This is a genomic window from Dyadobacter fanqingshengii (assembly GCF_023822005.2).
Lineage (GTDB): Bacteria > Bacteroidota > Bacteroidia > Cytophagales > Spirosomataceae > Dyadobacter > Dyadobacter fanqingshengii.
The window spans coordinates 4,010,685-4,037,559 of the sequence record NZ_CP098806.1 but is presented as its reverse complement, the minus strand read 5'-3'; the positions used below and the strand labels follow the sequence as shown (position 1 = coordinate 4,037,559).

19 protein-coding genes are annotated in these 26,875 nt (G+C 46.8%); 5 read left to right on the top strand and 14 right to left on the bottom strand.

Features of this window, described 5'->3' with window-relative positions:
* Positions 1-72: 72 nt before the first annotated feature.
* The 9 genes from NFI81_RS16790 to NFI81_RS16750 are packed head-to-tail and all read right to left on the bottom strand — an operon-like array spanning position 73 to position 13,488.
* The gene (locus NFI81_RS16790) at positions 73-1,509 is read right to left on the bottom strand and encodes a Gfo/Idh/MocA family protein (protein WP_234611320.1); all 1,437 of its coding nucleotides are present in this window, start codon (positions 1,507-1,509) and stop codon (positions 73-75) included.
* Positions 1,510-1,534: 25 nt separating this feature from the next.
* Positions 1,535-2,371 carry a ThuA domain-containing protein gene (locus NFI81_RS16785; protein ID WP_234611321.1) on the bottom strand — a complete coding sequence of 279 codons (837 nt, stop codon included), beginning with the start codon at positions 2,369-2,371 and terminating at the stop codon, positions 1,535-1,537.
* 55 nt (positions 2,372-2,426) lie between these two features.
* Entirely contained in the window at positions 2,427-3,212 is a 786-nt protein-coding gene (locus tag NFI81_RS16780) for an SDR family NAD(P)-dependent oxidoreductase (RefSeq protein ID WP_234611322.1), read from the bottom strand.
* 39 nt (positions 3,213-3,251) lie between these two features.
* Positions 3,252-4,451, bottom strand: coding sequence for a mannonate dehydratase (gene uxuA / locus NFI81_RS16775; RefSeq protein ID WP_234611323.1), 1,200 nt, complete (start codon positions 4,449-4,451; stop codon positions 3,252-3,254).
* A gap of 56 nt (positions 4,452-4,507) precedes the next feature.
* The gene (locus NFI81_RS16770) at positions 4,508-5,839 is read right to left on the bottom strand and encodes a DUF3748 domain-containing protein (protein ID WP_234611324.1); all 1,332 of its coding nucleotides are present in this window, start codon (positions 5,837-5,839) and stop codon (positions 4,508-4,510) included.
* A 49-nt stretch (positions 5,840-5,888) separates the two neighbouring features.
* Positions 5,889-8,117, bottom strand: coding sequence for a ligand-binding sensor domain-containing protein (locus NFI81_RS16765; protein ID WP_234611325.1), 2,229 nt, complete (start codon positions 8,115-8,117; stop codon positions 5,889-5,891).
* Positions 8,118-8,134: 17 nt separating this feature from the next.
* A complete protein-coding gene (locus tag NFI81_RS16760) occupies positions 8,135-9,304 on the bottom strand; it encodes a sialidase family protein (RefSeq protein ID WP_234611326.1) in 1,170 nt (389 codons plus the stop codon).
* Between the two features lie 6 nt (positions 9,305-9,310).
* Complete coding sequence (locus NFI81_RS16755; RefSeq protein ID WP_234611327.1) at positions 9,311-11,566, bottom strand: ligand-binding sensor domain-containing protein; 2,256 nt, start codon at positions 11,564-11,566, stop codon at positions 9,311-9,313.
* Positions 11,563-13,488: a PfkB family carbohydrate kinase gene (locus tag NFI81_RS16750; protein ID WP_234611328.1), complete on the bottom strand. Its 1,926-nt coding sequence runs from the start codon at positions 13,486-13,488 to the stop codon at positions 11,563-11,565. The genes NFI81_RS16755 and NFI81_RS16750 overlap by 4 nt, the downstream gene beginning before the upstream one ends.
* A gap of 588 nt (positions 13,489-14,076) precedes the next feature.
* On the opposite strand from NFI81_RS16750, the gene NFI81_RS16745 reads away from it, so the two are divergent.
* Positions 14,077-14,619 (top strand): RNA polymerase sigma factor, encoded by a 543-nt coding sequence (locus tag NFI81_RS16745; RefSeq protein ID WP_234611329.1) that lies wholly within the window; start codon positions 14,077-14,079, stop codon positions 14,617-14,619.
* 54 nt (positions 14,620-14,673) lie between these two features.
* Here NFI81_RS16745 and NFI81_RS16740 read toward each other — a convergent pair whose 3' ends face one another.
* Complete coding sequence (locus NFI81_RS16740) at positions 14,674-15,291, bottom strand: hypothetical protein (protein ID WP_234611330.1); 618 nt, start codon at positions 15,289-15,291, stop codon at positions 14,674-14,676.
* Positions 15,292-15,384: 93 nt separating this feature from the next.
* A complete protein-coding gene (lgt, locus tag NFI81_RS16735; protein WP_234611331.1) occupies positions 15,385-16,215 on the bottom strand; it encodes a prolipoprotein diacylglyceryl transferase in 831 nt (276 codons plus the stop codon).
* 50 nt (positions 16,216-16,265) lie between these two features.
* On the opposite strand from lgt, the gene yidD reads away from it, so the two are divergent.
* The gene (gene yidD / locus NFI81_RS16730; protein ID WP_082217029.1) at positions 16,266-16,475 is read left to right on the top strand and encodes a membrane protein insertion efficiency factor YidD; all 210 of its coding nucleotides are present in this window, start codon (positions 16,266-16,268) and stop codon (positions 16,473-16,475) included.
* On the opposite strand, the gene NFI81_RS16725 is transcribed toward yidD, so the two are convergent.
* Both NFI81_RS16725 and prmC read right to left on the bottom strand, forming a co-directional pair.
* A complete protein-coding gene (locus tag NFI81_RS16725; protein ID WP_234611332.1) occupies positions 16,472-17,425 on the bottom strand; it encodes an AAA family ATPase in 954 nt (317 codons plus the stop codon). The genes yidD and NFI81_RS16725 overlap by 4 nt on opposite strands.
* A 17-nt stretch (positions 17,426-17,442) precedes the next feature.
* Positions 17,443-18,303 carry a peptide chain release factor N(5)-glutamine methyltransferase gene (prmC, locus tag NFI81_RS16720; RefSeq protein ID WP_234611333.1) on the bottom strand — a complete coding sequence of 287 codons (861 nt, stop codon included), beginning with the start codon at positions 18,301-18,303 and terminating at the stop codon, positions 17,443-17,445.
* Between the two features lie 91 nt (positions 18,304-18,394).
* On the opposite strand from prmC, the gene ribD reads away from it, so the two are divergent.
* A complete protein-coding gene (gene ribD, locus NFI81_RS16715; protein WP_234611334.1) occupies positions 18,395-19,462 on the top strand; it encodes a bifunctional diaminohydroxyphosphoribosylaminopyrimidine deaminase/5-amino-6-(5-phosphoribosylamino)uracil reductase RibD in 1,068 nt (355 codons plus the stop codon).
* Here the strand turns inward: ribD and NFI81_RS16710 are convergent.
* A complete protein-coding gene (locus tag NFI81_RS16710; protein ID WP_234611601.1) occupies positions 19,459-20,232 on the bottom strand; it encodes a shikimate dehydrogenase family protein in 774 nt (257 codons plus the stop codon). The genes ribD and NFI81_RS16710 overlap by 4 nt on opposite strands.
* 173 nt (positions 20,233-20,405) lie before the next feature.
* Between NFI81_RS16710 and NFI81_RS16705 the strand changes: the two genes are divergently transcribed.
* Both NFI81_RS16705 and NFI81_RS16700 read left to right on the top strand, forming a co-directional pair.
* Positions 20,406-25,802 carry a S8 family serine peptidase gene (locus NFI81_RS16705; RefSeq protein ID WP_234611335.1) on the top strand — a complete coding sequence of 1,799 codons (5,397 nt, stop codon included), beginning with the start codon at positions 20,406-20,408 and terminating at the stop codon, positions 25,800-25,802.
* An 87-nt stretch (positions 25,803-25,889) separates the two neighbouring features.
* Positions 25,890-26,873, top strand: a complete 984-nt coding sequence (locus tag NFI81_RS16700; RefSeq protein WP_234611336.1) for a nucleoside hydrolase — start codon at positions 25,890-25,892, stop codon at positions 26,871-26,873.
* The last annotated feature ends 2 nt before the right edge of the window (positions 26,874-26,875 follow it).

The following is a 26,875-nucleotide window of genomic DNA, read 5'->3' as shown; positions in this document are numbered from 1 at the left end:
CATGTGCTCTTAAAGCAAAAAGACTTTCCAAGTTTATTAATCCTGGAAAGTCTCTCAACATTAAAAATCCGTTTAGCCTTTTACATTATTCGTCCCATAAGGCCCGCGCTGCGGTCTTGACAGTGTTTCGTTGGCCTCCTTATCACCAATATATTCTTCTTTCTTCGGATCCCATTTCAATTTACGGCCCAGTTTCATCGCTGTATGTGCGATCAGACATGCTGAGCAGGAGCGTTGTGCGATTTCAGCATGGCTGATGGTTTGCTTGCCATTCTGGATGCTTTCCAGCCAGTTTTGATGTTGCTCCGGACTTTCGTATAAATGAATTTCATCTGCCTGGATCACCGAGCCAAGGATTTTGGGATCGCTGGCATAAAATGCTTTGTTTTCCTTCGCAGAAGCGGCCGCTCCCGGATCGGAAGCTGTCACGCCCACATTACCACGGGACACGAAGATCCAGCCATCCGTTCCTTCAAATTTAACTCCGTTCGGATTGGTGCCGCCAATTTCCATTTCCACGCCATTGGCATATTTTGCATTAACCAAAAAGTCCCCGTGCACATTCCAGAGGCCGGAACCAGCAGCAGGGAATGTCGCTTTTCCATCAATTTCGATTGGGCCGGTGAGCTCGGTATCCATGCCCCAATGCGCAATGTCGATGTGGTGCGAACCCCAGCCCGTGATCATTCCCGCGCCGAACTGCTCCAGACGCAGCCATCCCGGACGGTCATTAATGTCCGTTTGCGAATGCACGCGATCCAATGTATAATAAACCTCAGGCGTTGAGCCGAGCCACATGTCGTAATTTAAATTCGCTGGCACAGGCATTTTTTCCGTGTTGCCACCCGCCGGATCGCCCGGTAAGCCTACATAAACCTTTTTCAGCTTACCAATGCGACCATTGCGCACCAATTCGCAAGTTCTTTTGAATTGTGGCCACGGGTTCATAGACCGCTGCTGACTCCCCAATTGGAAAACAACCTTCTTTTTCTTGATCATTTCAGCCATCATCCGGCCTTCTTTAATCGTCAGTGAAGTCGGTTTCTGCATGTAAATGTGCTTCCCGGCAACGGCTGCTTCCATTGCAGGTTGCGCATGCCAGTGATCTGGCGTGCTGATGATCACTGCATCGATTTCTTTATTGGCCAAAAGCTCCTTATAGTCGTCATATGCTTTTACATCGACGTAATTTGCTTTGCCTGTTTTATCTGCATATTTTTTTTCAATCCACTTTTTACCTTGTGCAAGACGGTTTTTGTCCAGATCTGCAACCGCCATAACGTGAGCCACTTCGTTCTTTAAAACCTCTGGTAAATCGTGCGTGGTAGCAATGCGGCCAATGCCTATCTGGCCAATGTTGATCCGGTTGCTAGGCGCAAATTTGCCAAAAACGCTTGCAGGAACGATCGTTGGAAACATCGAAGCCGCGATAATCCCTGCAGTTCCGGTGGCAGCGCTTTTCAGGAACGACCTTCTGTTCTGGCCGTTTTCTTCTGTTGAATTTTTCATTGGATTCAGGATTAATATTTTGATGTTACTTTTTACGCACTTCATCAGCCGGGCTCGTCGCGTAAGCCTTGCTGTAATTTCTGGCCTTTTGCGGACCTATTGCCCATTCAATGGCTCCCAGAATGTGTTTTTTCAAATCTTCCTGCTCATAATCTTCTTTCTGATGTCCGAGCGAAGTATAAAATGCGCGGCCGCCGTCATACTCGTGCCACCAAACCGAAGGAAACACGGTCCCGAAAGTGTCCAGGGCTTTTCCAGCCGGTTTTTGAATGGTCGTATGGTCGTTGACAGCCAGGACATTCAGGTTCACGCCCAGTTCTTTTATGAAATAAAATTCATCCGTTTTGCGCTCCCATTTAGCAGGCAAATGCGCTAATGAAGGGTTTTTGGAATCCAAAACATTCACGGTAAAGCTTTGTCCGGGTTCGTGCCAGAAGAATGTTCCACCCAGCATATCCTTAAACCATCTCCATTTCCGCTCAGTCCCGGAGGCCGAGTGCAACCCGACGAAGTTTCCGCCCGCCTGGATATAACGCATCAACGCAACGCGCTGTGCGTCAGTATCAAATACATCATTATTTGTATTGGAAAAAATAAGCGCATCATATTGTTTCAAATTTTCATCCGTAAATTTCGAAGGATCATCGCTCACATCCACTCCAAATCCATGCTGCTTCCCCAAAGCCTGCATCGCCGCCACCGAAGCCGCAATGTTATCATGCACATAACCCTTACCGTTTTTGGTATAAATAAGGACTTTAACTTTATTCCACTTGATTTTTTGGGCGTGGGTTTCTGCAATTGAAAAAATAGCAAGGAGCAGAAACAGGGAAATCGATTTAATCAAACTCATACTTTTCATTGATCTCGGATTTAGGAAATGTTTATTATAATAGTGTATAAATGGTGTTTCAATGTCAAAACCCAATCGAATTCCCGCCATCTACAGGCAATGAAACGCCAGTGATGAACTTGGCTGCGGGGGAGGCCAGGAAGACGGCTGCCCAGCCGATGTCGTCCGGTTTTCCCCAGGTTCCCATGGGTGTGCGGTCCATGGCTTTGTCGCGGCGTGAGGGATCCCCGTTCATGGCGGTGAGCATCATGGGTGTTTCAATAAAACCCGGAGCGACTGCATTTATCCTTACATTATAGGGAGAAAATTCAGTGGCCAGCGCCTTCACCATGCCGCCGACGGCCGATTTTGAAGCCGTATAGGCCACTACGCGGTCAATTCCGTATAATGCAGCCATAGAAGTGATCATAATAATGGAGCCTTGCTTTCGCGCGATCATGCGCTTGCCACATTCTCTGGTAATCGCAAAAACAGCATGCAAATTGGTCTGAATAACACGATCAAAATCTTCGTCAGTGACCTCAACAGCGTGTTTTTTCATATTTATGCCTGCATTATTAACCAGAATATCAATCGGCCCGTGCGCTTCTTCGATCGATGCGATCAGGTTCGGAATGGTGCTGAGCTGCGTAATGTCATTGACAAAATAACTGGCATTCGCTCCGAGTAAAGCCACGGCTTCCTGCAAAACCGCCTCACGACGGCCGGTAACAATCACTTTTGCGCCCGACTGGATCATGGCTTGCGCAATGTAAAAGCCAATTCCGCTCCCGCCGCCGGTCACCAGCGCCAGTTTCCCTTCGAGAGAAAAAACATTCAATGCTGCGTTAGTATTCTCAATTTCAGGCATTTTAGAAAATCGTAAGTTAAAAAGAGGATAATGTTGTTTTTAAATGCTAAGCGAGCGCTTAATGCCCGTTTCAAGTCCGCGAAGCTCAGCTAATGCTTTCAATCGCCCGATTCCTGAATAACCAGGATAGGTCTTCTTGTGCAGATCGTCAAGCATCTGGAAACCGTGATCCGGGCGCATGGGTAAGGCATTGTCCTGATAGCCAGCATCCTTTCGTCTTTTTTCTTCGGCTAATATTGCTTTGACAACGGCATACATATCCACGTCGCCATGAAGATGCGGCGCTTCGTGAAAATTCCGCGTTCCGATTTCCCGCTTCGTTGTTCTCAAATGCACGAAATGAATGCGGTCGCCGAATTTCTCAATGATATGAATAAGGTCATTATCAGCCCTTACGCCCAGTGAGCCGGTGCAAAAAGTGATTCCGTTTGCCCGGACGTTACTGGCTTGCATCAATTCGTCCAGATCGGCTTCGGTGCTGACAACTCTCGGTAAGCCCAGTAATGACCTTGGCGGATCGTCCGGGTGAATGCAGAGGTTAATGCCCAATTCCTGCGCTACCGGCGCGACTTCTTTTACAAAATAATACAGGTTTTCACGCAGCTGCTTGTCGTCAATGTGCGCATAAGCGTCCAGCAAACTTTGAAAATTGACGAGATCAAAAGCTTCTTCCGAGCCAGGTAAGCCTAATAAAACGGTGTTCGTTAAATGAAAAATCTCATCGGGCGACATGCGGCTTAATTTTTCCGAGGCCGATCGTTGAATTTCAGGCTCATAGTCAACCGCCGCATTGGGCCGATGCAGGATGTAAAGGTCAAACAACGCAAAATCTTCCCAAACGAAGCGAAGCGTTTTGTGGCCTTCCGGCATAGTGTAATCCAGCTGGGTGCGCGACCAATCCAGGACAGGCATGAAGTTGTAACAAACCGTTTTAATCCCGCAAGCGGCCAGATTTTTTAATGATTGCTTATAATTTTCAATGTAAAGTTCACGAGTAGGAAGCCCTTTTTTGATATGCTCATGAACGGGGAGACTTTCGACAACCAGCCATTGCAAGGATGTAAATTGTTCATTACCAGCCTCAATGAGCGCTTTTCGTTCCTTGATAGCCTCGGTAGACCATATATCTCCGACTGAAATCTGATGCAGCGCGCTCACAACTCCGGCGCATCCGGCCTGGCGTATGTCCATCAACGAGACGGGATCATTCGGCCCGAACCAGCGCATGGTATGAATCATAGGATAAATTGCATATTAAGTTATAAATATGCAGACGCAATTGTTTGCGCTTCCCCCTACATCGTCACTTCAACGACAAATATTTGCTGAGAGGCAGCCTTGCCTTCTTTTAGCATCAAACGATTGAACGCTAGCATTTTACCGTCAGGAGACCACACTAAATTGGATGGTGCGGGATTGGTCGGTGGGGTAAGTTTTGTAATTCTTTGTTCAAAAGGCGCTTCGCCGAGCTTGCAAAGCATAATGCTTCCTTGGTAAATGTAACTCACTGCGTTTCCACTCCGGTGCCATCTTACATTTCCTGAAACATTGGAATCGTGTACTGTGAGCTGGCGGGGCTTGCCTCCGAACGGAGCAATCAGGAATATTTGCTCAACTTCATTTTCGTCTTTTGCCATATAGGCGAGTGAATTTCCATCGGGTGAGGATCGCACTATGCCTGTGCAGCCCGGATATTTGGTTTCTGCGGTGAATGTCAGTCTTCTTTGGCTTGCACCTTTCGGCGGCATGGGGAAATCATCTTTTGTTCCTTCCAATGGTCCCAGTTCGCCCGGTTGCGTAATGTCTTCGGGAATGTCAACGATGAAAACTTCGTTCACATCCTTGCCATTTTTGTCTTTTACTACACCAATAAATGCTCTTGCAACCTGTCTTTGGCCGTTTTTCTGTAAGTAACCTTTCGTCCCAACCCAGCTATCGCCTGCCGCATGACTGATCTCGTCGGTCCCAGGCGCAGGGTTTGGCACCACACGAACCACCAATGCGCTAAACCATTCACCGGAAACATTTTCGTCGTTTTTATCAACATTAACGGGTCGTATTTTTTTAGAAACGCCAATCGTCCGCAGATTCCGCTTTTGGCCGGTGGAATCTTCCAGCGCTTTCAGGATGGCATCATTATAAGTGAAACCGATCCATTTTCCATCGCCGCTCCATTCGTGCCGGTGCGTGCCACCGCGTAATGCGCCCTGCGTGAAAGGAAAAGTTACCTCGCGCGCGTCCATGTAAATAGGAACGTTCGGGTTTGCGTCTTCAATGATGACGCCCGTTCTGCGCCATTGCTGGTAAGGGTTTTCCTTTGTGCTATTGGCCAAACCATGAATAAAAACCACCGCTTCCTGCATTGGACTGTAACTCACAGCACCAGCCCCCGGACCCCATATTTCGTTGTTTTGTATTTCAAATAAGACCTTTTTCTCGCCTGTTTCAATGTTTACTTTCTCAATTTTCCCCGATTCCGCAATGCCGCCGCTGTCTGTCCGGGTGTCGTAAACCAGCCATTTTCCGTCCGGTGAGAAATTATCGTTGTTATCCAGATCGTGATGATAATCGTAATCGTGGGTAACCTGTTTTTCTTGCAGATAGGAGTCAGTTTGGCAAGACAGCATTGGAATCAGAATTAATGTAGAAAGAAAATAACGTTGCAATTGCATGAGGCTACTTTTGAGGTGCGCTGATTACGCCGAGATAACGTCCCATCCAATAGGGCAAAAGCCAGATATCGCCCGCACTATACTCCGCATCGCCATTTCTCCCCTCTCTGTCCAGGCTGAACATGTTGGCATTGTGACGCTGAACCTGACGTTCGTCCGGCGGCAGCACTTCTTTGGTCGTTTGCCTGCGGAAGTTGGGTTCAAGCAATTCAATGTCCTTTCGGTGGCTGTTTTTAATGCTCCAATCGATCAGATCGAGCGGGTGTTCCTGCAAATACCAGACAGCTTCTTTCAGGTCGAAATCTTTAACGCCGGTTAATGCGGTGAAAATGTTCCAGGCGCCTTCTTTTTCGGGGCGTTCAATTTCCCAGTGGTCCAGGATCTGCTGCTTATATTTTGCTTTGAGCGTATCATTGAATGCATAGCGATAAAGGCCCCAGTAGCCCACAAAATACATTTCGTCGTCGGAGTGGTTCCAGCCGTCGGACATTTGCTTGCTATGCTCGTCCGCATTTTCCGGCGCTTTACCGATCACTTTCATGGGGCGCATCATATTTTCGAAATAGCCGTGTTTGTTCATTAATTCAAACGCTTTGGCCTTGTATTTTTCTTTTTTCGTAAAATGATAAGCTGTTTGAAGCATCGCAACAATGTTGGAAGAATTTAACTTGCGGTCGCCCACATTGATCGGGAAAGCATTCACATACTCAGGGTTCCATTTGCCCCACATGGTTGGCTTTCCGTCGAAATCGATCAGATAAAAGTCGTTTTTAACAATGTGGGACATCACTGTGTCGATCAGCGCAACGGCGCGCCTTTTCATCGGCGGGTCATCCACCAGCTCGGCCATGGCGCCAAATGCGAAAATATGTCCTATGATTTCATCGCTGCTGGTGGTGGATTTCCAGTCCCATTCTTTTTCGGTCGAATGCTGCCAGCGATCGCTGTCGCTCAGTTCTTTTATGTGTCCGGATCTCTCAAATGAACGTGCTGGAAAGCCGGGAATGCCCGTTACGGAATACAATCTTTCCATCGCATCCAGCGACTCGCGGCAATTTTGCAATGCTTCGGGATCTCTGGTTACTGCGTAGCGGAATATCTCGCCGCCCAGATACATGGAAGTCCAAAGACCGTCATTATCAGAGTCATCCATATATCCAGTTGCAACGTTTCCATGATCCATGTTCACGCGCGAGGCATTAAATCCATTTCTGATATGCCGCTGTCTCACCTGTTTTTCAAAGATCATTGCCTTTTCTTCCAGCGACATGGTTTGGAAAATAATTTGTCCTAAACCTTTGTTTGTCAGCAGTAAAACAGAATTGTTCGGTCCTTCCGCAATGTCGGTAATTTTGTTGCCCGGCAGCCAGCGTTCACCATAGTAATAATCAAATTTACCATCAGCTCTAAGCGCGAACGCACCTTCGTCAGAACCAAACCAGATGCGGTTATTAACCTCCTTTATAACAGCTATTTTATTAACAGGCAGTTTTTTATAAATGTCTCCGGTTTGTTTTTTTGAGTTTATATCAAAAAGCAAATAACCCTCAGCGGTTCCGATTACAATGTTCTTGCCTTTATTGGCCAAATCAAAAGCTGTGAAACTGCTTCCCGAAAATGCTTTTGTCAACGCATTACCGCCAGCTGCGAGATTGTACAAAGATTTGCTCCCCAGAATCCAGAACTGGTTTGCTGTACTTTGAAAAACAATGTCCAGCACTTCATCATCCGGCAAACTGCCGCTCCAAATGCTTTTTGAATCATTAATCAGTTGCAGCGATTTTCCATCGGAAATGAGGAAAGAGAGGTCATTGCCACCAGCAAAAATGCTGGCTTTGGGTAATGTATGTTTTGAAAGGAGTGTTCCGGCCCAGGCGTTGCTCAGGACAAATGAGTCGGTCAGATATACGAGCTGGTTTTGATGAGTCGCTATCGCGGCGATCTTTTTGTCCTTCATAAACCGGTAAGCATTATCTGCGCGGATGTTACCCGGATATAAAAAACGGCCGTTTTCGGGATGTAATAAGCCCTCTTTCCCCAGAATTTGCACATTTTCATTCCGGTCCGCAGCAACTTGTTGCATGTCCGTTCCTGCATTTGCGTAGAACTTAATGCTATAATCCTGTTTGAACGGCTTATCCTGATGGACGGTTTGGGCAACATTTTGGGTGACGGATAAAATTCCGGCGATCAAAAGGAGTGAAAAGAGTGGGATAGAAGCAGGTTTAAACATTAGATGGCGGTTGGTTTCTATAACAGTTTAGGATCTACAATTACATATCTAATTGACTTTTTGCCCTTTTCAGGATGATATGAATAGGTCATATGCAAAAGCCCGTCGGCGGTCTGGATGAGGGACGGGTAAGAGTAACCACCTTTTTTTGAGTTATCATTTTCAATCAAGGTCCTTTTCCAGGTTTTGCCTTCATCTGGCGAGATTCTGAGGCTCAGTTCATAACGCCCGTCATCAATGTCATTGCCCAGAAAAGCCCATTTGCCATCATTTAAAACCAGGAATTCCACGCTCGCCGTGTTTGGGATATCGGTTTTGCGCGTTGCTGTCCAGCTTTCACCGTTGTCCGCAGATTCGCTGTAATGCACGCGTGCAGGCGGGTCGCCGCTGTCGCGCATGAAAGCAACCAGGTTACCATTCTTTTTCTGTCCAAGCGCAGGCTGGATCGGGCCGCGTCCTACAATGGGCAGGCCGGGACGCCAGGTTGCGCCGTGATCTTCTGAAATGGCGGTCATGGAGAGATTGTAACCGTCGGAATAAAGAGGCAGTATGATCCTTCCGTTTTCCATAATCAATGGTTTTATCCTGGTCATCCAGCCAATGCTGCGTTTAACGGGGTCTTTTGCAGCCTCCATGATCATGCCGTCGTAACGGGGTGCGTATCCTGCCCAGCCCGCATGATTTTCAGGTAAATTCTTGAATTTTTTCTCAATTTCCGAGGCAAATTTATCATCCGGTTTTAGCAGAATATTATCCTGCCAGGTCCAGTTCGGCGCGCCGTCACCGTTGTAATCCGTTGTCGTTCTGGTTCTTAAAATGGATTGTTCCCAAAGATTCGCCTGCACCGCAATCCAGACTAAAAACAGCTTTCCCTGCGCATTAAGGAATAAAACCGGGTTACAATCGGGGATGTGCGGTGTGTCGGCCATGAGGAATGGCTCACTCCAATTTTTTGCGCCTTTTTTTAGTCTTGAACCCATAACCTGTACGTCATCCGCCGTGCGTTCACCGCTTCCCTGAAACCATGCAACGAGAAAGTCGCCGTTTGGCAAACTCACAATGCTGCTTCCGTGAACATGCTTTTCCTGTTGCGGGAAAATGAGCATATGTTGCTTGATAGCGCTGTTTTGGGCAAAAACGGCTGTTATGGAAGCACACCAGAACAAAGCCGATAAGAATATTTTCATGCTGAATTATTTGATCATGTTCATATAGCGGCCCATCCAATAGGGCAGCAGCCAAAAAACGGGCTCACGTTCCACTTGCGGATTTCCGCCGGCCAGCGTCCAGGGATTTTTATCCCATCGCACCGTCATGCGCAAACTTGCAGGCTGCAATGCATTCACCTGCTGATCTTCCAAAACGGGCGTTCTTACGATTTTGAGATCTTCCCTTTTGCTATGGTCAATCGGCCAGTCGATCAGATCGAGCGGCGTGTCAACCAGGAAATCTACTGAGTTGTCCAGTTCCGCTTTTTCCCCTGACGAATAACAATATATGAAGTTAATGAGCGGGTTATGGTCTGCTTTTCGTTTTTCAAACCATTTGTTTAAATGCTCCTTATAAAATTTCAAACGCTCAGGATCCTGCTCGCACTTCAAGAAAATAGGGTAAAGATAGGCTTGCAAAACCACATCGAAGTAAATAAACCAGGCGGGGTTCTGGTTAGTAACTTCCGCCATGTTTTCAAGATATTTCTCCTCTTTAATAAGCCTCAGATATTCATTTTCGTACTTTTTATTGCCGGTAACATGATGGGCCAGCTTCAAGAATGCCAGCATTTCCATCGAATTCTGGTTCCGGTCGGGAAGCCATTCGGGGTCGCGGTTCAGCTTGTCCGGCGACCACACCGACCAGCGTGTATGCGTGCCGTCAACGTCCACCAGATTCAGGTTATTCTTCATCAAGTGGTCCACAATCCTAGCAATGTGCGCTGCAATGACCTTTTTTTCGTTCGCGTCGGCTACTAACGTGTAGTAAAAATAGTAGCCAAACATATGCCCGCACATTTCATCGCTGCTCGTATCACCTTTCCAAAGCCACTTTCCATCTTTGGAAAGGTGCCAGCGTACTTCCACCGGCTTGAAACGCGGCTCTTTAACGAGTTCATCCGCTTTTTCCCTTTCGGTAAATGTCCGGTTGCCGTCATGCATATTTTTCCAGTCGGACGGTACGATGGTTCTGGCGAAAAAACCGTCTGTATCCGTTACTTCCTGCAATAATTTGAGAAAACCGAATGCTTTCGCGGCTTTAACTTTTGCTTCCGGATCTTTTGTCGCAGCGTATCTAAAACTTTCCATCGCCAGATAATTTCCCGTGTATTCGCCATCATTATCATCGTCCTCGGGCTGCCAGGAAGTTGTATCGCCCGGAATCCATAAATGCGCCTGTCCCGCGATCCACGGCGCACGAATGTGCCTTTTCATTAATACATTATAGAAAAAGTCGTTTTTCTGAGCTAGCGTCATCGTTCTCTTTCGGATTGCGCTCACACCTTTTGGCGTAGCAATCCAGGCCGTTCCTTCCTTGTCGAATGCAATGTGATTCACCTGATCGTCCACTAGCCAGCGCCTTGAAAATCGCAATGAATGGCTGCTATCTGGCTTGAAACGAACAATTCCTGCCTGCGTGCCTACCCACATGGAACTGTCGGGTGCATATCGTACGGCCGTTACGTAAACAGACGGAATGCCATTTTCAGGTTTGAGCTCTTTTTCTTTTTTATCCAAACTACGAATGGTAACGCCGCCGAGCCCGCCAATCCAAAGTTTAGCGCTCGCATCCAGGGCCAGCCCCTTGACATAGCCGCTGATCAGTGCGTCCGTTTTGTAATAATGACGTAAACCCGTTTTCGTCCAATGATACAATCCAACGTCCGTAGCAATCCACAAGCCCTTGTTTTTATCCGAAATAACATCACGAACGGACTTTGAAATGGTGTCATTTTGCTTTTGAAAGCCTTTTCCTTCGTCGAACCAAAAGCCTTTTGGGCCAAGCGCATATAAGCCTTCGCTTGCAGCACAAATGGCGGAAATAGGTCCCAGCGGGCCGCTTGCTTTTTTCATGGCACCGGCTTTAAAGGAATACAATCCGTTCCATGTTCCGAGCCACATAGTGCCATTGTTATCGGATTCTACGGCATAGGCAGGGCCATAGTCGGCGCCAGTAATCATGCTTGTCCATTCCGGGCTGTCCTTCTTTTTCTGGAAAATACCGGCAGCGGTTGCTATCCAGATATTGAGATCCTGGTCGGCTACAATGCTCCGTACCTCATTTTCGGCAGTCCCATTTCCGACTGGAAACGCTTCGTGAAATTCTTGAATAAAAGGTTTGTCTTGATAATTGGCATTTGCGGTTTGCCCGGGCTGCTCTTTTTTACAAGAGACAGCCAGCAAGAAGGAGAGCAGCAAAAAACCGGTTTTAAAGAATCTTTCAGCGTGGCCGTTCATGCGTCCGCGTATTTTACATTTTCCTGAAAGAGGAGGTTGATGAGTTTTTTATATTGCGAAAAATCGGGAATGAGCAAATGTGCGCCTGCTTTTACAAGACGTGGACGTTTGGCCGGATTGTGCCCAAAACGCTGCACTTCATTGCTCGTAATGCCCACCGAAATGCCGCCAGCGCGCCTGCCTTCACGGATCTCGTCCGGCCCGTCGCCAAAAACAGCCAGTTCATTTCCTTGCAGATTGTTGTCGTTAATGATCTTTTCAATGATCATTTTTTTGGAAAACTTGGTGTAATCCTTCAATGCGCCGTAAATCCCACCGTCAAAAAGATGCGCGTAACCGAGCATTTCCGCTTCGTGTTTGACGTCTTCCGCATCCGTTCCGCTGGCCAGATACATGGTTACACCCCGTTCCTTTAATTCATGCAGGAATGCGATAGCGCCTTTCAGGGTGTAATCTTCCTGCCCCAGCTCGCCGGCCGCCAATTTTTCCATCCGCTTATTCACCATTTCCATCAGGCCTTCATTATATAAGGCTTTGTACTGAAATTTGTCCAGCATTTCCTGCTCAGGCACATAACCAAACTCACGAACGAGATTGACTAAACCTTCCATTTGGAAAATAGTCTGAATGCCGGTCGTTTTGTGGATAAATTCTTTAACCTGGCCCAGAACCCTATGAAATGCCTGGGAATCGACCGTATCGTAATGTTTGCCCAGAATGGCCTTCATCATCACCGGCTCCATAATTTCTTCCCAACCCTGGCGGAGCGAGCTGATTGTTCCGTCGTGATCAAAAACGGCGTATCGGATTTGTCCGAGCTTTCCTAAAACGCCCGGTTCGCACAGCTCAAACTCGCTATCCTGTAAAAAAACGGCGCTACGCTCGTTTTCAGCCAGATCGGCATTATATATGAAGTCCGGGTCCTGGCTAACGGCAAGAATTTCCTGCGCATTGGCAGTGCCCGTCGTGTATAACTTTTGAACTGTTACGGCCGCTGCAAAATTGCCGAAAGTGGCTGCTTCAATGGGAGCAAAACCGGCTGCAAGGCAAAGAGTAATGGCGCTAATGGCCGTATCGCCTGCACCAACGGTGTCCAGCTTGCTTTTGAGTTGCAAACCGTGGACTTCCTGGGCGCCCGTTTTATCAAATGCGATTATTCCGCGTTCGCCGCAAGTTACAAACACAGGCTTTTTGTATTTTTCGTAAACCGCGCGGCCATATTTTTTGACTTCGGTGACGGGTACATCTTCGCCCGGATGTATAACTTGACCATTGAGAGAAGCTATTTCGCGGTCGTTGCATTTGAGAAAAGTATTTTCAAAACGGTCATTAAAATGCCTGGAATCCAGCATGACGATTTTGTTGTTATACTTTTCAAAAAGCGCATTGGTTTGCGCTATAAAGGATTCATTATTAATGCTGCCGGTAACTTGCTGGTTAAAAATCAGTGCATCCGAATCCTGTAAAGCCTGCTCAATTGCAGCCAGCAGCTTTTGATCCGTTTCATTACTGCGTTCATTATATACACCAAAATCGATGCGCGGCTCTTCCTGCCCGTCTACCAGTCTTTTGAGATAACTATATGTATTGAAATCTTCTTTTTGAACAAAAAGCGCCTTCGTATCTGCGCCCAGATTTTCCAGCTGTGACCGCAATTCCCTTCCCTGCATGTCATCGCCGATGGTGCCAATGACCTGGATTTGGGCTGGATTCAATGCAGATAAATTGGCCACAACATTGGCCGCACCGCCCGGCGTATAGTAATGTCTGGCAACTGCCTGGGCTTGCAGGCCGGTTTCAATGGAAACTTCCGATCCGCGCTCATCCATAATCCAGTAAGAATCAAGGCAGAAGTCGCCGTAGACAGCGATTTTGGCTGTGGATATTTTTTCAATGATATGTTGAATACGGCTTTGTTCCATGGAAATTGATGCTAATTGGATTCAGGATTTGGAAATGGGTTGCGGGTTGCTTTGTGGAATATATACTACTTATCCCAAATCGCAGGCTATCTGCGTTCCCGGCATTTTGCCGAAATGTTATAAAATTGTTAACTACGGTCGCTGACTACTATTTCAAAAATTCTGGTTTTGATAGTAAATTCTGCTAAGAAAACACTGATAATGAGTGTATATAACAAATCTGATCCGCTTGGTTATCTAAATATTAATAAAACATGATTGCGCAAAATGAAGATAAGTTTACGCATTTTGCGATTTAAATTAGAAAATCTAAGCGTAGATTTATCAAAGAATTACGAATAAGCCACTCAACATAAAACTTTACCGACCCGAAGAAAAGCAAAATTTGCAATTGCTTTGGTAATGTTTTAACCAATGACATTTTAAATAATAACCTGACTGTCAATTTTATATCCATTTCTGGACGATATAATTTTAACATTACGTAATTAATATTACGATACCAAGAAATAAAGTTGCGAAAACAATATTTCTTCTGAGCGAATGCACGTGTTAACCCTTTTTCATATTTGATAAACATTTACAACCGTGGCCTATCCCGACGAAAACACCCTTAGAAAAGTAACGCAAGGCGACGAACAGGCTTTTGCTGAACTCTACAATTATTATAAAGCTCCTGCTTTGCGGTTCACCACATCTCTATTGAAAGATGAAGAAGAGGCGGAAAATATGGTTCAGGATGTTTTTATTAAGATTTGGGTCAAAAGAGATCATATCAAGCCCGATTATAATTTTAATTCCTACCTGTTCACCTGCCTGCGGAACATGGCATTTGACCATTTCAAAAAAATTGAAAAAAGCGAGCTGCTTCGGAAAAATTATATGGAAGCCATCCGATCGGCGGAGGATGACGAAAGAGAGGAAAGTGAAAGAAGGATCGGCCTGGTTATAGCGGCGGTTGACTCACTTTCTGTGAAGCGGAAACAGATTTTAAAACTGAATATTGAAGAAGGGAAATCTTACCAGGAGATCGCCGAGTTTCTGAGGATCTCTAAAAATACTGTGAAGAACCAACTGGTTAAGGCCAAGCAAATCCTGAGAGAGAAAGTTGATTTTGCTACGGCTTTTTGAATTTTGCTTAATAAGGACGTTAAAAAAGCAGAAGCGTCGAGCTCCTGCTTTTTTCTATTTCAGATCGCCCAGTTTGGTGAGATCCAGATCTTTTAATGCGTCTTTGAGTTGATCAACCGTAATGTGATCGCCCTGCACATTGACCACGAAGCGATCTCCTACCAGCACATTCAACTCGCCGGATTTGCCTTCGTTATCGTATTTTTCAAAAGCTTTATAACCGTCAATTTTGGTCGTTTTTTCGTAGCCAGTTGTTGTCTCCTTATCAATTTCTGCCATCGACCAGCCTGCCAGCGCCATGGTTGAAACGCCTGCAATGCCTCCGGTGTCAACGATCTCAATGTCCAGATTTTCGTCGCCGTCGCCTTTATATTTCGCATGAGCGGTAGAAACGGTGAATCCCATTGCGCCGGATTTTTCACCTGTGGCTTCCGTGCGGGACATGCCACCAATTTTCTCCGGCATTAAATCTTTTAGCTTCCGAAAGTCAATCGGGTCAACAGCTTCGCGGCTGCCCATTTCTTTGGCTTTATCGGCAAAAGCCTGCAATGCATCTACGGCGGATTTTTCTACCTCTTTTTCATCCACTTCCTGCTCTTCCTGCTTCTTACCGCAACTGCTCAGAAGCATTGCAGATGCAAGAACAAATGAGAGAATAAACGATGTTTTCATATTCCTGGGTTTATATTTCTTTCAATCAGAACTCAATTTAATCAAAAAATAAACCCATGAAACGCTGGCAATACGCAAGCGGGAAAGATAATATTATCCGGCCAGCTGATGTGATGGCTTTCTTGATTGGTAAATAAAATAAATGCCCAGCAACACCGCTGGAATGCTCAGGATCTGGCCCATATTCAGGGCATAGTTTGCTTCGAATGCTTCCTGATTTTCTTTCAGGAACTCATACATGAAACGCAAAGTGAAGACCCAAACGAAGAAAACACCAACCATTAAACCACGCGGCGTGGCTGCCTTGTATTTATTCCATATCCACAAGAGAATAAAGAAAAGTATAAAACAGGAAATGGATTCGTAAAGCTGCGCAGCGTGGCGCGGAATCTGGCGGAATTCGGTGTTTTGCACAAAAATAAAACTCCACGGCACATCGGTTGGCTTACCGACGATCTCGGAATTCATCAGATTACCAAACCGGATGAACGCGCCTGCCAGGGCAATGACAATAACCATTCTGTCGGCAACCCATAAGAATGTTTGTCCGGAAGACCTTCTGGATCGCGAATAAAGTAAGAGACCTGTAATGATCCCGATAATCGCTCCATGACTCGCCAGACCTGCATAAGGAGGAAGAATTACTTCCAGGGGATTTTTGAAAAGAACTTCGGGTTCATAAAAAAGGAAGTGGCCAACGCGTGCTCCAATGACGGTGGACAGCACCATATATAATGTAAGCGAATCGATATCTTCCAGGGATTTGCCTTCTTTCTTGAAGATATGGATCATTATTTGTTGTCCTACTAAAAAACCGGCGGCGAAAAGGAGGCCATACCAGCGGACAGGGAACGGGCCAAAGTCACCGATTTGCGGAATAGTGAAAATTTCAGGACTGACATTCCATATTATATACGAAATCATGCTTTTATGATGTTAATTGCCAAATATACTACTTTGACACAAGAAGCGAAATGAAATTTTTACTCATCGGGCTGGTTCGGATTTACCAGGGCGTGCTGTCTCCTTACCTGCCAAATTCTTGTCGTTATACGCCCACTTGTTCGCAGTATATGATTGAGGCGATCCAGAAGCACGGGGTTGTAAAAGGCACCTGGCTGGGCTTAAAACGGTTTTCCCGATGTCATCCCTGGGGTGGTCACGGGCACGATCCTGTTCCTTAACCGATCGCCACTTTCCGAAGGATCGAATCAATGATAGCCGTAGTCCGAACGCCGTCTGCTTCTGCTTCGTAGTTGAGTAAAATCCGGTGGTTCATAATGTCCGGGGCGAGTTCTTTAATGTCTTCGGGCAACACATAATCCCTACCTTCCAGATAAGCGAGTGCTTTTGCGGCCCTGTTCAGGTAAATGGTTGCACGGGGAGAAACACCAAACTGAATGTAGCGCGCTTCATCGCGAAGCCCGTATTCCAAGGGCCGGCGCGTGGCGAAGACCAGCTCGATAATGTACTTTTCCAGCGTTTCCGAAATGTTCACTTTGTTTACATTGTCGCGGATCGCAAAAATGTCTTCCTTATTCAGGATCGGTTTGATCTGATAGTCATAATTGATGTCCGACATGCGGCGCATAACCTCCAATTCCTTGTCTTTTTCCAGATAATCGACGTAGACTTTCATCATAAAACGGTCGATCTGCGCTTCGGGAAGCGGATAAGTTCCTTCTTGCTCCACCGGGTTCTGGGTCGCCAGCACGACAAATGGCCGGTCGAGCAAATAAGTTTCGTCCCCGATCGTCACTTGTTTTTCCTGCATCGCTTCCAGCAAAGCCGACTGCACCTTGGCAGGGGAGCGGTTTACCTCGTCGGCGAGGATAATGTTCGAGAAAATTGGTCCTTTTTTAACCTCATAATCCCCGATTTTGGGCTTATAGATCATGGTTCCGATCAAATCGGCAGGCAGAAGGTCGGGTGTAAACTGGATTCTCTTGAAATCAAGGTGCAGCACTTTCGCCATGACATTGATCGTCAGCGTTTTGGCCAGACCGGGAACTCCCTCGAGCAGAATGTGGCCTCCTGTGAAAAGGCCGATAAGCAGTCTGTTCAGCAGTTTATCCTGCCCTACAACCACCTTGCCCATCTCATTCAGCACATCCTTTATTTTCTCTATATACATTGAAGATTAGTCTAATGTTACTTCCAGATCGCCCTTACGAAGCGATCTTTTCCGTGAATGTCTCTTAGGATCTCCACGTTTTTGTAATTTCTTTCCTCGAAAACCTGCTTGGTTCCTGCTCCGAAATGCTCGTTGATTTCTACGTAGCACTTTCCATCGGGTTTTAAATGATGTATGCCAAAATCGGCAATGGCCTTGTAAAACAGCAGCGGGTCGCTGTCTTCTACAAATAATGCTTCGTGTGGTTCAAAACGCAGGACATTCGGCCGCATATGCTCTTGTTCTGAATAAGTTACATAGGGCGGGTTGCTCACAAGGCAATCAAACTGGATTATGTTTCCGGGCAAAGGGAAGGTCACATTCAGCATGTCCTGTTTGGCAAAGGTCACGTCTGCAATGAGCTGGCGCGCATTTTCCCGCGCAACTTCAAGTGCCTCATCGGACACGTCCCATGCATGTACGGACACGTGGGGCAGAAAGCGTGCGAGCACAATGGCAATGCAGCCGCTACCCGTTCCGATGTCCAGAATGCTGATATTTTTGTCAGGTTCGGCGTAATCTCGGGTGACCATTCTTACCAGTTCTTCCGTTTCAGGACGCGGGATCAAAACCGACGATGAAACACGGAATTCAAGTCCGCAAAATTCTGTCGATCCGATGATATGCTGAACGGGTTCGTTGTCATTCAACCGACGGATAATGGTGTTCCAGTCTGGCTGGGCAGTGTTTTCCGGAACCGGTCTGTCTACGAGTACGTCAATATTGCGAAGTCTCATATAATGCTCAAGCAACATAAAAGCGATTGCCTGGGCTTCTTTTTCGGGATATACGGTAATGCCTTTTAAGATATATTGATATAACTGACGTGCCGAAGTCATTTGATGTGTTTTTTATTCCAATGTCGGAAAGTTAGCAAATAATAGGAACTCACGAAAGTTGACTTTAAAAGGAGGTTCGTATTTTTGCCCGATGGAGGCAGATATTCAATGGATGAGACGGGCTTTGCAACTTGCCGCCAACGGCCTGGGAAATGTGAGCCCTAACCCGATGGTGGGTTGTGTGATCGTTCATGAAGGCAGCATTATCGGAGAAGGATGGCACCGGCAGTATGGAGGTCCGCACGCAGAAGTCTGGGCGATTCACGATGCGGAATCGAAGGGAAATGCGCATTTACTGCCCGAAGCTACCGCCTATGTCACACTGGAACCCTGCTCACATACGGGTAAAACGCCTCCCTGCGCCGATCTGATCGTCAGTAAAAAGCTGAAAAAAGTCATTATCTGTAACAGTGATCCCAACCCGTTGGTGTCCGGAAGAGGCATTGCGCGCATGATCGATGCAGGCATTGAAGTTAAAATTGGTTTGCTGCCTTCGGAAGGATTGGCGCTTAACAAGCGTTTTTTTACTGCCATGGAGCAAAAAAGGCCTTATGTGATCCTCAAATGGGCTGAAACTGCCGATGGGTTTTTGGCCCATGAAAGAGGCGAAGCATTGCGCATCAGCGGAATGCTTTCCAATATGCGCGTACATCAATGGCGGACTGAGGAAGACGCAATTTTAGTGGGTTATAAAACAGCATTGATGGATAATCCCCGTCTCAATGTTCGAAACTGGGAAGGCCGTGACCCCGTTCGGGTGGTTTTGGACAGGCATTTACAGCTCCCGGCAACATTGAATTTATTTAACAAAATACAGCCGACCATTGTTGTTAATTATCTGCAAGAAAGCAGTTTGCCTGACTTTCCGGAGCGCTATTCCGGAACATCGGACATGGCGTATCTGCAAGTAAACCCCGGCGCTGACGAAATAGAGCAGATGTTGATAGGATTGTTAGCAAGAAAAATACAGTCTGTTTTCGTAGAAGGCGGTGCTGCGGTGATCCATGCGTTTTTACAAACCGGATTATGGGACGAAATCCGCCGCTGCCAGGGCCCGGTAGTGATTGGAAATGGCGTAAAAGCGCCCACAACGACCGGCATTTTGCGGTCTTCTGAAAAAGTCGAAAAGGATCTCTGGACTTATTATTCCCGCGTTTAAACGCTCCACAAATTTTCTTCCTGCGTCCAGATCTCCCAGGCTTTTTCTGCCTGTAATTCCAGCATTTTTAAACCATTCTGAACAGCAGCGCCTTTTTCAATTCCATGTTTCAAAAACAATGTTTCGGCAGGATTGTAAACAAGGTCGTACAGATAATGCTTTTTGGTTACAAACTGGTAAGGAAGGTTGGGGCACTCTTCAACTTTCGGGAACATGCCAAGTGGAGTTGTGTTAATGATCAGCAGATACGAATTCATGACTTCTTCCGTCAATTCTTCATACATCATGGAATCGTCACTTTGCTGCCGCGAAACCAGCTTGTAATCCATATGCATGTCTTGCAAAGCCACCTGAACCGCTTTGGCCGCTCCGCCGTTTCCCAAAACCAATGCACTGAAATTGCTGCATTTCTCGCCGCGCTTGTCCATCCACTCCTCTAATGACTGGCGAAACCCGTAATAGTCTGTATTGAAGCCCTTTGTGCTGCCGTCGGCGTATATTTTAATGGTGTTAACCGCTCCGATCCGCTCCGCAGAAGCGTCGTCCAGGTCGTCCAGATAGGATATTACTTCTGTTTTGTAAGGGATGGTGACATTCAGGCCTTTCAGGTCGGTTTTCTTTTTTAGCAAAGCGGGAAGGCCTTCCAATGAGCTCATTTCAAAGAGTTCGTAGCTGCTTTCGCGGATCTTTTCGCGAATAAATTTATCCGTAAAATATCGTTTGGAAAAAGAATGTGTCAGCGGAAATCCGATCAGGCCGTATAAGTTCATAATCCTGTGCGCGCTGGTGCAACGCGAAAAAATGTGAGACAAGCCGCGAAGTTAACCCTGTGCACAGGCATTTACAAAAATTAATATTGCTGATAAAATGACAGTTACGTATTAATTTGTAAATCATTTATAATTGAAGTAGAATTACCTGTTTTATCTTTGAATCTAATTGTATGGAATGGAAGAAACTTTACCACACACTTTCGTTTTTAGCCCTAACCTCTTTATCAGTTACCGCACAAAACGGAAAGGATTATAAAGTCCTTTTACAAAGCGGCTCGTTTACGCCTGAAAAGAACATTACCGCGAGCAAACAAGGCGCAAATCTAAGGACCGCAGCCGATGGTTCCAGGACATTTGTTGTCATTCAATTCGAATCAATTCCTAATGCTGCGGAGCGGGAACAGCTGAAGCAGGAGGGCATCGAGTTGCTGGATTATATTCCCAATAATGCTTACACGGCGACACTCACCAGCAACACAGACAAAAGCACGCTCGCAAGAATGCACGGCCGGGCCATTTTCGAACTGACGCCGGAGCAGAAAATGCAGCCGGCGCTTGCCAAAGGGCAACTTCCTGTTCATGCGGTGAAAATGCCGGGGACGGTGGACGTATGGATTAATTATCCACGATCCATCAGTTTTCAGGAGGTTAGCAACCAATTGAAGGCCAAAGACTTTGAAATTGTTTCGGATCAATATAAAGATTATCAGGTCATTGCATTGCGCATTCGGGATAACAGGGTCAGGGAACTGGCGGGGCAGCCATTTATCCAATATGTACAAGCCGCGCCTCCTGGCGACAAGCCTTTCAACAACCGGAGCCTGGTTAACGGGCGCGCCAATCTGCTGCATTCAACATTACCGAATGGTCGGAAACTGACTGGAAAAGGCGTTGTGGTAGGCCATGGTGATGATTCCAATCCATTATTACACATTGATTTCAACAACCGGATCATCAACCGCGCTGCCATTGAAGCCGGCCAGCATGGCGTGCATACGATGGGGACATTGGCCGGAGGGGGCATTATGAATGAGCTTTACGCAGGTTATGCGCCAAAAGCGACCATTGTGTCACAAAGCTTTTCGAACATCATCGCATACTCTCCCGAATATGTGAATGATTTTGCAATGGTCGTGACCAATAATTCGTACGGCAGCGAGATCAATAATTGTGAAACTTACGGGATTTACGATCTCTATTCACGCATTCTGGACGAACAGGCTTTTCAATTACCAAACCTCGAACACGTTTTTTCGGCTGGTAACAGCGGCGGCGGCACTTGTTCTCCGTATCCGCCGGGCTTTGGGAATGTGATCAGCGGTTATCAGACTGCCAAGAATGTGATCAGTGTCGGAAATACTTTTGATACGGGATTGCTTGCTGCCAATTCCAGCGTAGGACCGGTGCGCGACGGCCGCATTAAGCCGGAAATAGTGGCATTAGGCTCCTCGGTACGATCTACAATCCCTACCAACCTTTATACAAACGGCAGCGGAACCAGCATGTCGAGCCCGGCAGTTGCGGGTGGGCTGGCTTTGCTTTATGAGCGTTTTCGTCAGGTTAACGGAGGTGCCAATCCAAAGAACGCATTGATGAAAGCGCTGATCATCAATGGTGCAACGGACAAAGGAAATGAAGGGCCGGATTACAAATACGGCTTCGGGTGGATGGACCTTTCGCGATCGCTTAAAATGCTGGATGATAAAAATTACGTCAGCGGCGCGGTAGGGCATCAGCAGACATTGACACACGGCATTCAGGTTCCGGCGGGAACGGCGCAATTAAAAGTAATGCTATATTATAATGATCCGGCAGCAGCCGTACTTTCCACACAAAATCTGGTGAATGACCTGGATCTGAAAGTGATCAATCCATCTAATAACGCTATCCTGCCAAGACTGCTGGATCCTACACCTTCCAAAGTGAATGCTGTGGCGGTTACAGGCGAAGATCATATTAATAATGTAGAGCAGGTTACGATCAATAATCCGTCGGCGGGAGCCTACATGATTTCTGTAAAAGGCCATGCAGTTCCACAGAATCCTACACAGGAATATTTTGTTGTTTACGATTTTGTCCCGGCCGAGACCGCCATCACTTACCCGATCGGTAACGAGCGATTGAAAGATGGAGACGGCATTATCGTTAGCTGGAATGCCGCAACGGACGCGCAGAGAACTTATACCGTTCAGTATTCGCTAAATGATGGAGGTTCCTGGACAAACATCGCAGTGAATCTTGCTGCTGCTGTAAGGCAAACAACCTGGACGATCCCGGTCGGAACGACTTCGAATAAGGCAAAAGTGAAGATCATTCAAACGAAGAATAATAATGTGATCGGGGAGCGTGTCAGTGAAGCATTTACAGTTGTGGGCGTCCCGACTGTAACATTATCGAGCCTGCAATGTGAAGGATATATTTCCCTCGACTGGACTGCGGTTACCGGAGCAACGGATTACGAAGTAATGTTGCTCAAAGGCGACGAAATGGTCGCGGTGGATTCTACTACGCAGAATAAATACGTTTTTAGCGGAATGTTGAAGGATTCCACTTATTCCATGTCCGTTCGGGCACGCATCAATGGTCGTCCGGGAAGGAGGGCGCTGGCGATTTCGAGGCGACCGGACAACGGCACGTGTGCAGGAACGATCTCAGATAATGATCTGAAAATAGAATCCATTGTGACGCCGGTTGGTTCGGGCAGGAAAAACACATCTTCCGAGCTGGGTAATGCTGTTTTTGTTAAAATAAGGATTAAAAACCTGGACGATGTGGATTTTAATGGTTCTGTGGAGGTGGGTTACATCCTGGACGGGCAGTCGATTGCGCCGCAAACAATCACACCATTCATTGAAAAGGGCAAAACATATGACCATACATTCAACATAGGAGCCAATATGAGCCAGGTGCGGGATTATCATTTGCAGGTGTTTATTCATGGACAATCGGATCTGGTTTCTGCCAATGACACGCTCACCAGAGTTTTCAGGCAGTTGCCCAATGATCAGATCGCGCTGCCGTTTTTGGACGACATGGAAAGCCTGCCTGCGCAAACCTGGGTAAAGAATCAAACCGGACTCACCGGCGACGGTCGGTATGATTTCAGCGCTTCAACCACCGCCGGACGATTGCGGACATTTTTGAATACAGGCATGGCTGCGTCCGGGCAAAGGGCGCTGACGCTGGATGCCAACCGCTTTTTCACAGCAGGCAACATTAGCTATCTCGAAGGAACATTCAATTTGGCCAGTTACGACGTGCAGGATGTGGACGTCCGGCTTAATTTTAAATATAAAAACCACGGGCAAAAGACCAATGCGAACAACCGCGTATGGATCCGTGGCAAGGACAGCGATCCGTGGATTGAAGCTTATGACCTTTTTGCCAATCAAAATTCCCCTCAGGAAGGCTACAAAATGCCTCAGGGCATTGAGGTGAGCAATTTGCTGGCAACGAATAACCAAAATTTTTCGTCCAGCTTCCAGGTGCGCTGGGGACAATGGGGAAAGATCATAGCAGCCGATGACAAGAATGGCGCAGGCTATTCTTTCGATGATATCATGCTTTATGTTGTTACGGACGATATTCAATTGCTAAGTGTTGTGCAGCCGGCTGCCGAAAATTGCGGGTTAGGCAGTGCAGAAACGGTCATTGCGCAGGTCCGCAACAGCTCGGCACGGACCATTACCAACATTCCGGTTTATCTGCAACTGAATGATGGTTCGATGATTACGGACACCATAGCGTCGCTGGCGAAGCGGACGACGGTGAATTATACATTCAAAGACAAGGCGGATCTGTCTGCCTATGGCTGGCACAAGATCAAGATTTGGGTAGGTTTGGACACGGATAGTTACCGGTTGAATGACACGGTGAATGTTCAGATTCATAATGCGCCGGTAATCAGTTCGTATCCGTATCTCGAAAATTTTGAAAGCAATGACGGACATTGGTATACAAAAGGAACAAACAGCTCCTGGCAGCACGGAAAGCCCGTTTCTACACAAATAAAAACGGCGCCGAGTGGAACAAACATCTGGAAAACCAATCTTGCAGGCACCAATAATGACCGCGAAGAATCCTATTTGCTTTCCCCTTGCTTCAATGTTACGGGGCTTGCCGCGCCTACATTGAGTTTCAGCGTGGCCCTGGACATGGAGGTTTGCGATCCGTTGCCCTGCGACATTGCTTACCTGGAATATTCTGGCAATGGAGGCGCCTGGACAAGGTTAGGGGCACAAGGGCAGGGCACAAATTGGTACAACAAAACTTACTCGGGCAAAGGGTCGTGGAGCATTCAGAATTTTGTGCGATGGCACGTGGCTACGATTCCATTGCCAACCGGTTTCGCAAGTTTGAAAATACGTTTCGTTTTCAGCGCCGATAATTTCAATAACCGGGAGGGAATTGCTTTGGACGACATTCATATTTACGATCAGGCCAACGGCATTTATGATGAAACCGGCACAGGTCCGGCCGTTTCTCAAAGCGTTCCGGCATCAAACAATTGGGTGCATTTTTTGAAAAATAATAAACTGGTTGCTTCTGTAAATACAAGGGGACAAAACCTGGGTAACACGGAAGTGCAGGCATATGTGAACACAACCGGCGTCAGAAACACGAACAAAAACTACTATCTCGACCGGAATTTCACCATTAAGCCACAAAATGCGAATCTCCCGGATTCGGCCATTGTGCGGCTTTATTTCCTGGAAAGTGAGACGCTGGCATTGGTCAATGCGACCGGATGTAATAATTGTGATAAACCTTCGAGTGCTTATGAACTGGGCGTTTCCAAATATAAAAATGCGGATCTGTCGAAAGAAGACGGCAACATTGAAAACAGCTCGAATGGCGCCTGGGCCTTTTATCCAACCGAGCTGGTGAAAAAAGTGCCTTATGATAAAGGTTATTATGCTGAATTAAAAGTTAAACACTTCTCGGAATTCTGGCTGGCGAAAAACTTCGTCGGTTCCGGCGATGCATTGCCGGTTTCGCTGATCCGTTTTTCGGCTAAAAAGAAGAATGCAGATAATGACAGATCCGTTTTACTGGAATGGCAAACCACTTCGGAGGAGGACTTTAATCATTTCGACATTGAAGTAGCAGCTGGAAATGATGCCTTTCGTCAGAATCAGTTTGTGAAATTGGGTGAAATGGCCTCCCGAGGCGGACTGAATGTTACGCGGGATTATACATTTACAGACCAGAGTTCAAGCCAAACGGGTGTGCTTTATTATCGCCTGAAAATGATCGATACGGATAACAGTTACCAGTATTCGAGCGTAAAACCGGTGTTTTTTGATGAAAAACCTTCCTGGCAGGTTTACCCGAATCCTTCCACGGGCATGTTTTATGTGACTTATCAGGCTAATACGGGTGACGAAGTGACCGTTAATGTATATGACAATGGTGGCCGGATGTATCACAGCTCAAAATCGGCTGCAACAGGTTTTGTCCAAAAGCACAAGCTGGACTTAACGGGTTGGGAGTATGCCTCCGGGACTTACCTGCTGGAAGTGGTGAGCGGAAAGGAAAAGCAGGTGTTTCACGTTTTAAAGAATTAAAGCCATAAAATTTGCGCAATTTGCAGCATAATGACCCAATGCCGCGAATACAGCAATAGTGCCAAAAGTGTTTTCTCAATGATTGCCATGCGTAAAATATTACTGATAGTTTGTCTCTTAACTTGTTCCCACGTTTATTCCCAGACAGGAAGCCGGCTTCCCAAAACATTAATTCTTGATACAGACATTGGCCCGGATTATGATGACGTGGGCGCAATGGCCGTCATGCACGCATTGGCTGACAAGGGCGAAGTAAGGCCGCTGGCTGTGATTGCTTCCAATAAAAATGAATTGGTTGTCCCAACCATTGACATCCTGAATACTTACTTCGGACGCCCCGAACTCCCAACGGGAGCGCCCAAGGGCTTGGCGGCCCCAACCTACGGCGCCACGCAGAAATGGCCTGAAATGCTGATTGAGAAATATCCGCATAAGATCAAAAAATCGGCTGAGGCAGAGGATGCGGTAACGGTTTATCGTAAAATTTTAGCTAAACAACCCGACCAAAGCGTCACAATTGTAACCGTCGGTTTTTTGACAAACCTGGCCAATTTGCTGGATTCCAAGCCGGATGAACATTCCCAGTTATCGGGCTTGAACCTGGTGAGAAAAAAGGTGAGCGGACTGGTGAGCATGGCAGGCAGATTTCCGGCCGGACGTGAATATAATGTTTACGTTGATTCCCTGGCCTCGCAAAAAGTGTTTACGGAATGGCCTACGGAGATTATTTTCAGTGGTTTTGAGATCGGGCAGGAGATTCGCACGGGTGTGAATGTGATTGGAAACGAGCGATTGAAAAGCCCGGTGAAGGATGCTTATCAATTGGCCATGTCCAAAAGTCAGGGGGACGCCAATGGTCGCCAAAGCTGGGATCAGACTGCGGTGCTTGTAGGCGTTCGTGGTGTGCAGCCTTATTTTGGATTGAAACGCGGAAAGATCATTATCAAGGACGGGAACAACACCTGGCAGGACGACGCCATGGGCCCGCACGCTTATCTCACACCAAACATGCCAACGCCGCAGCTTACTGCCTTGATCGAAGGCTTAATGATGTGGGAGGGCAAAAAATAGGT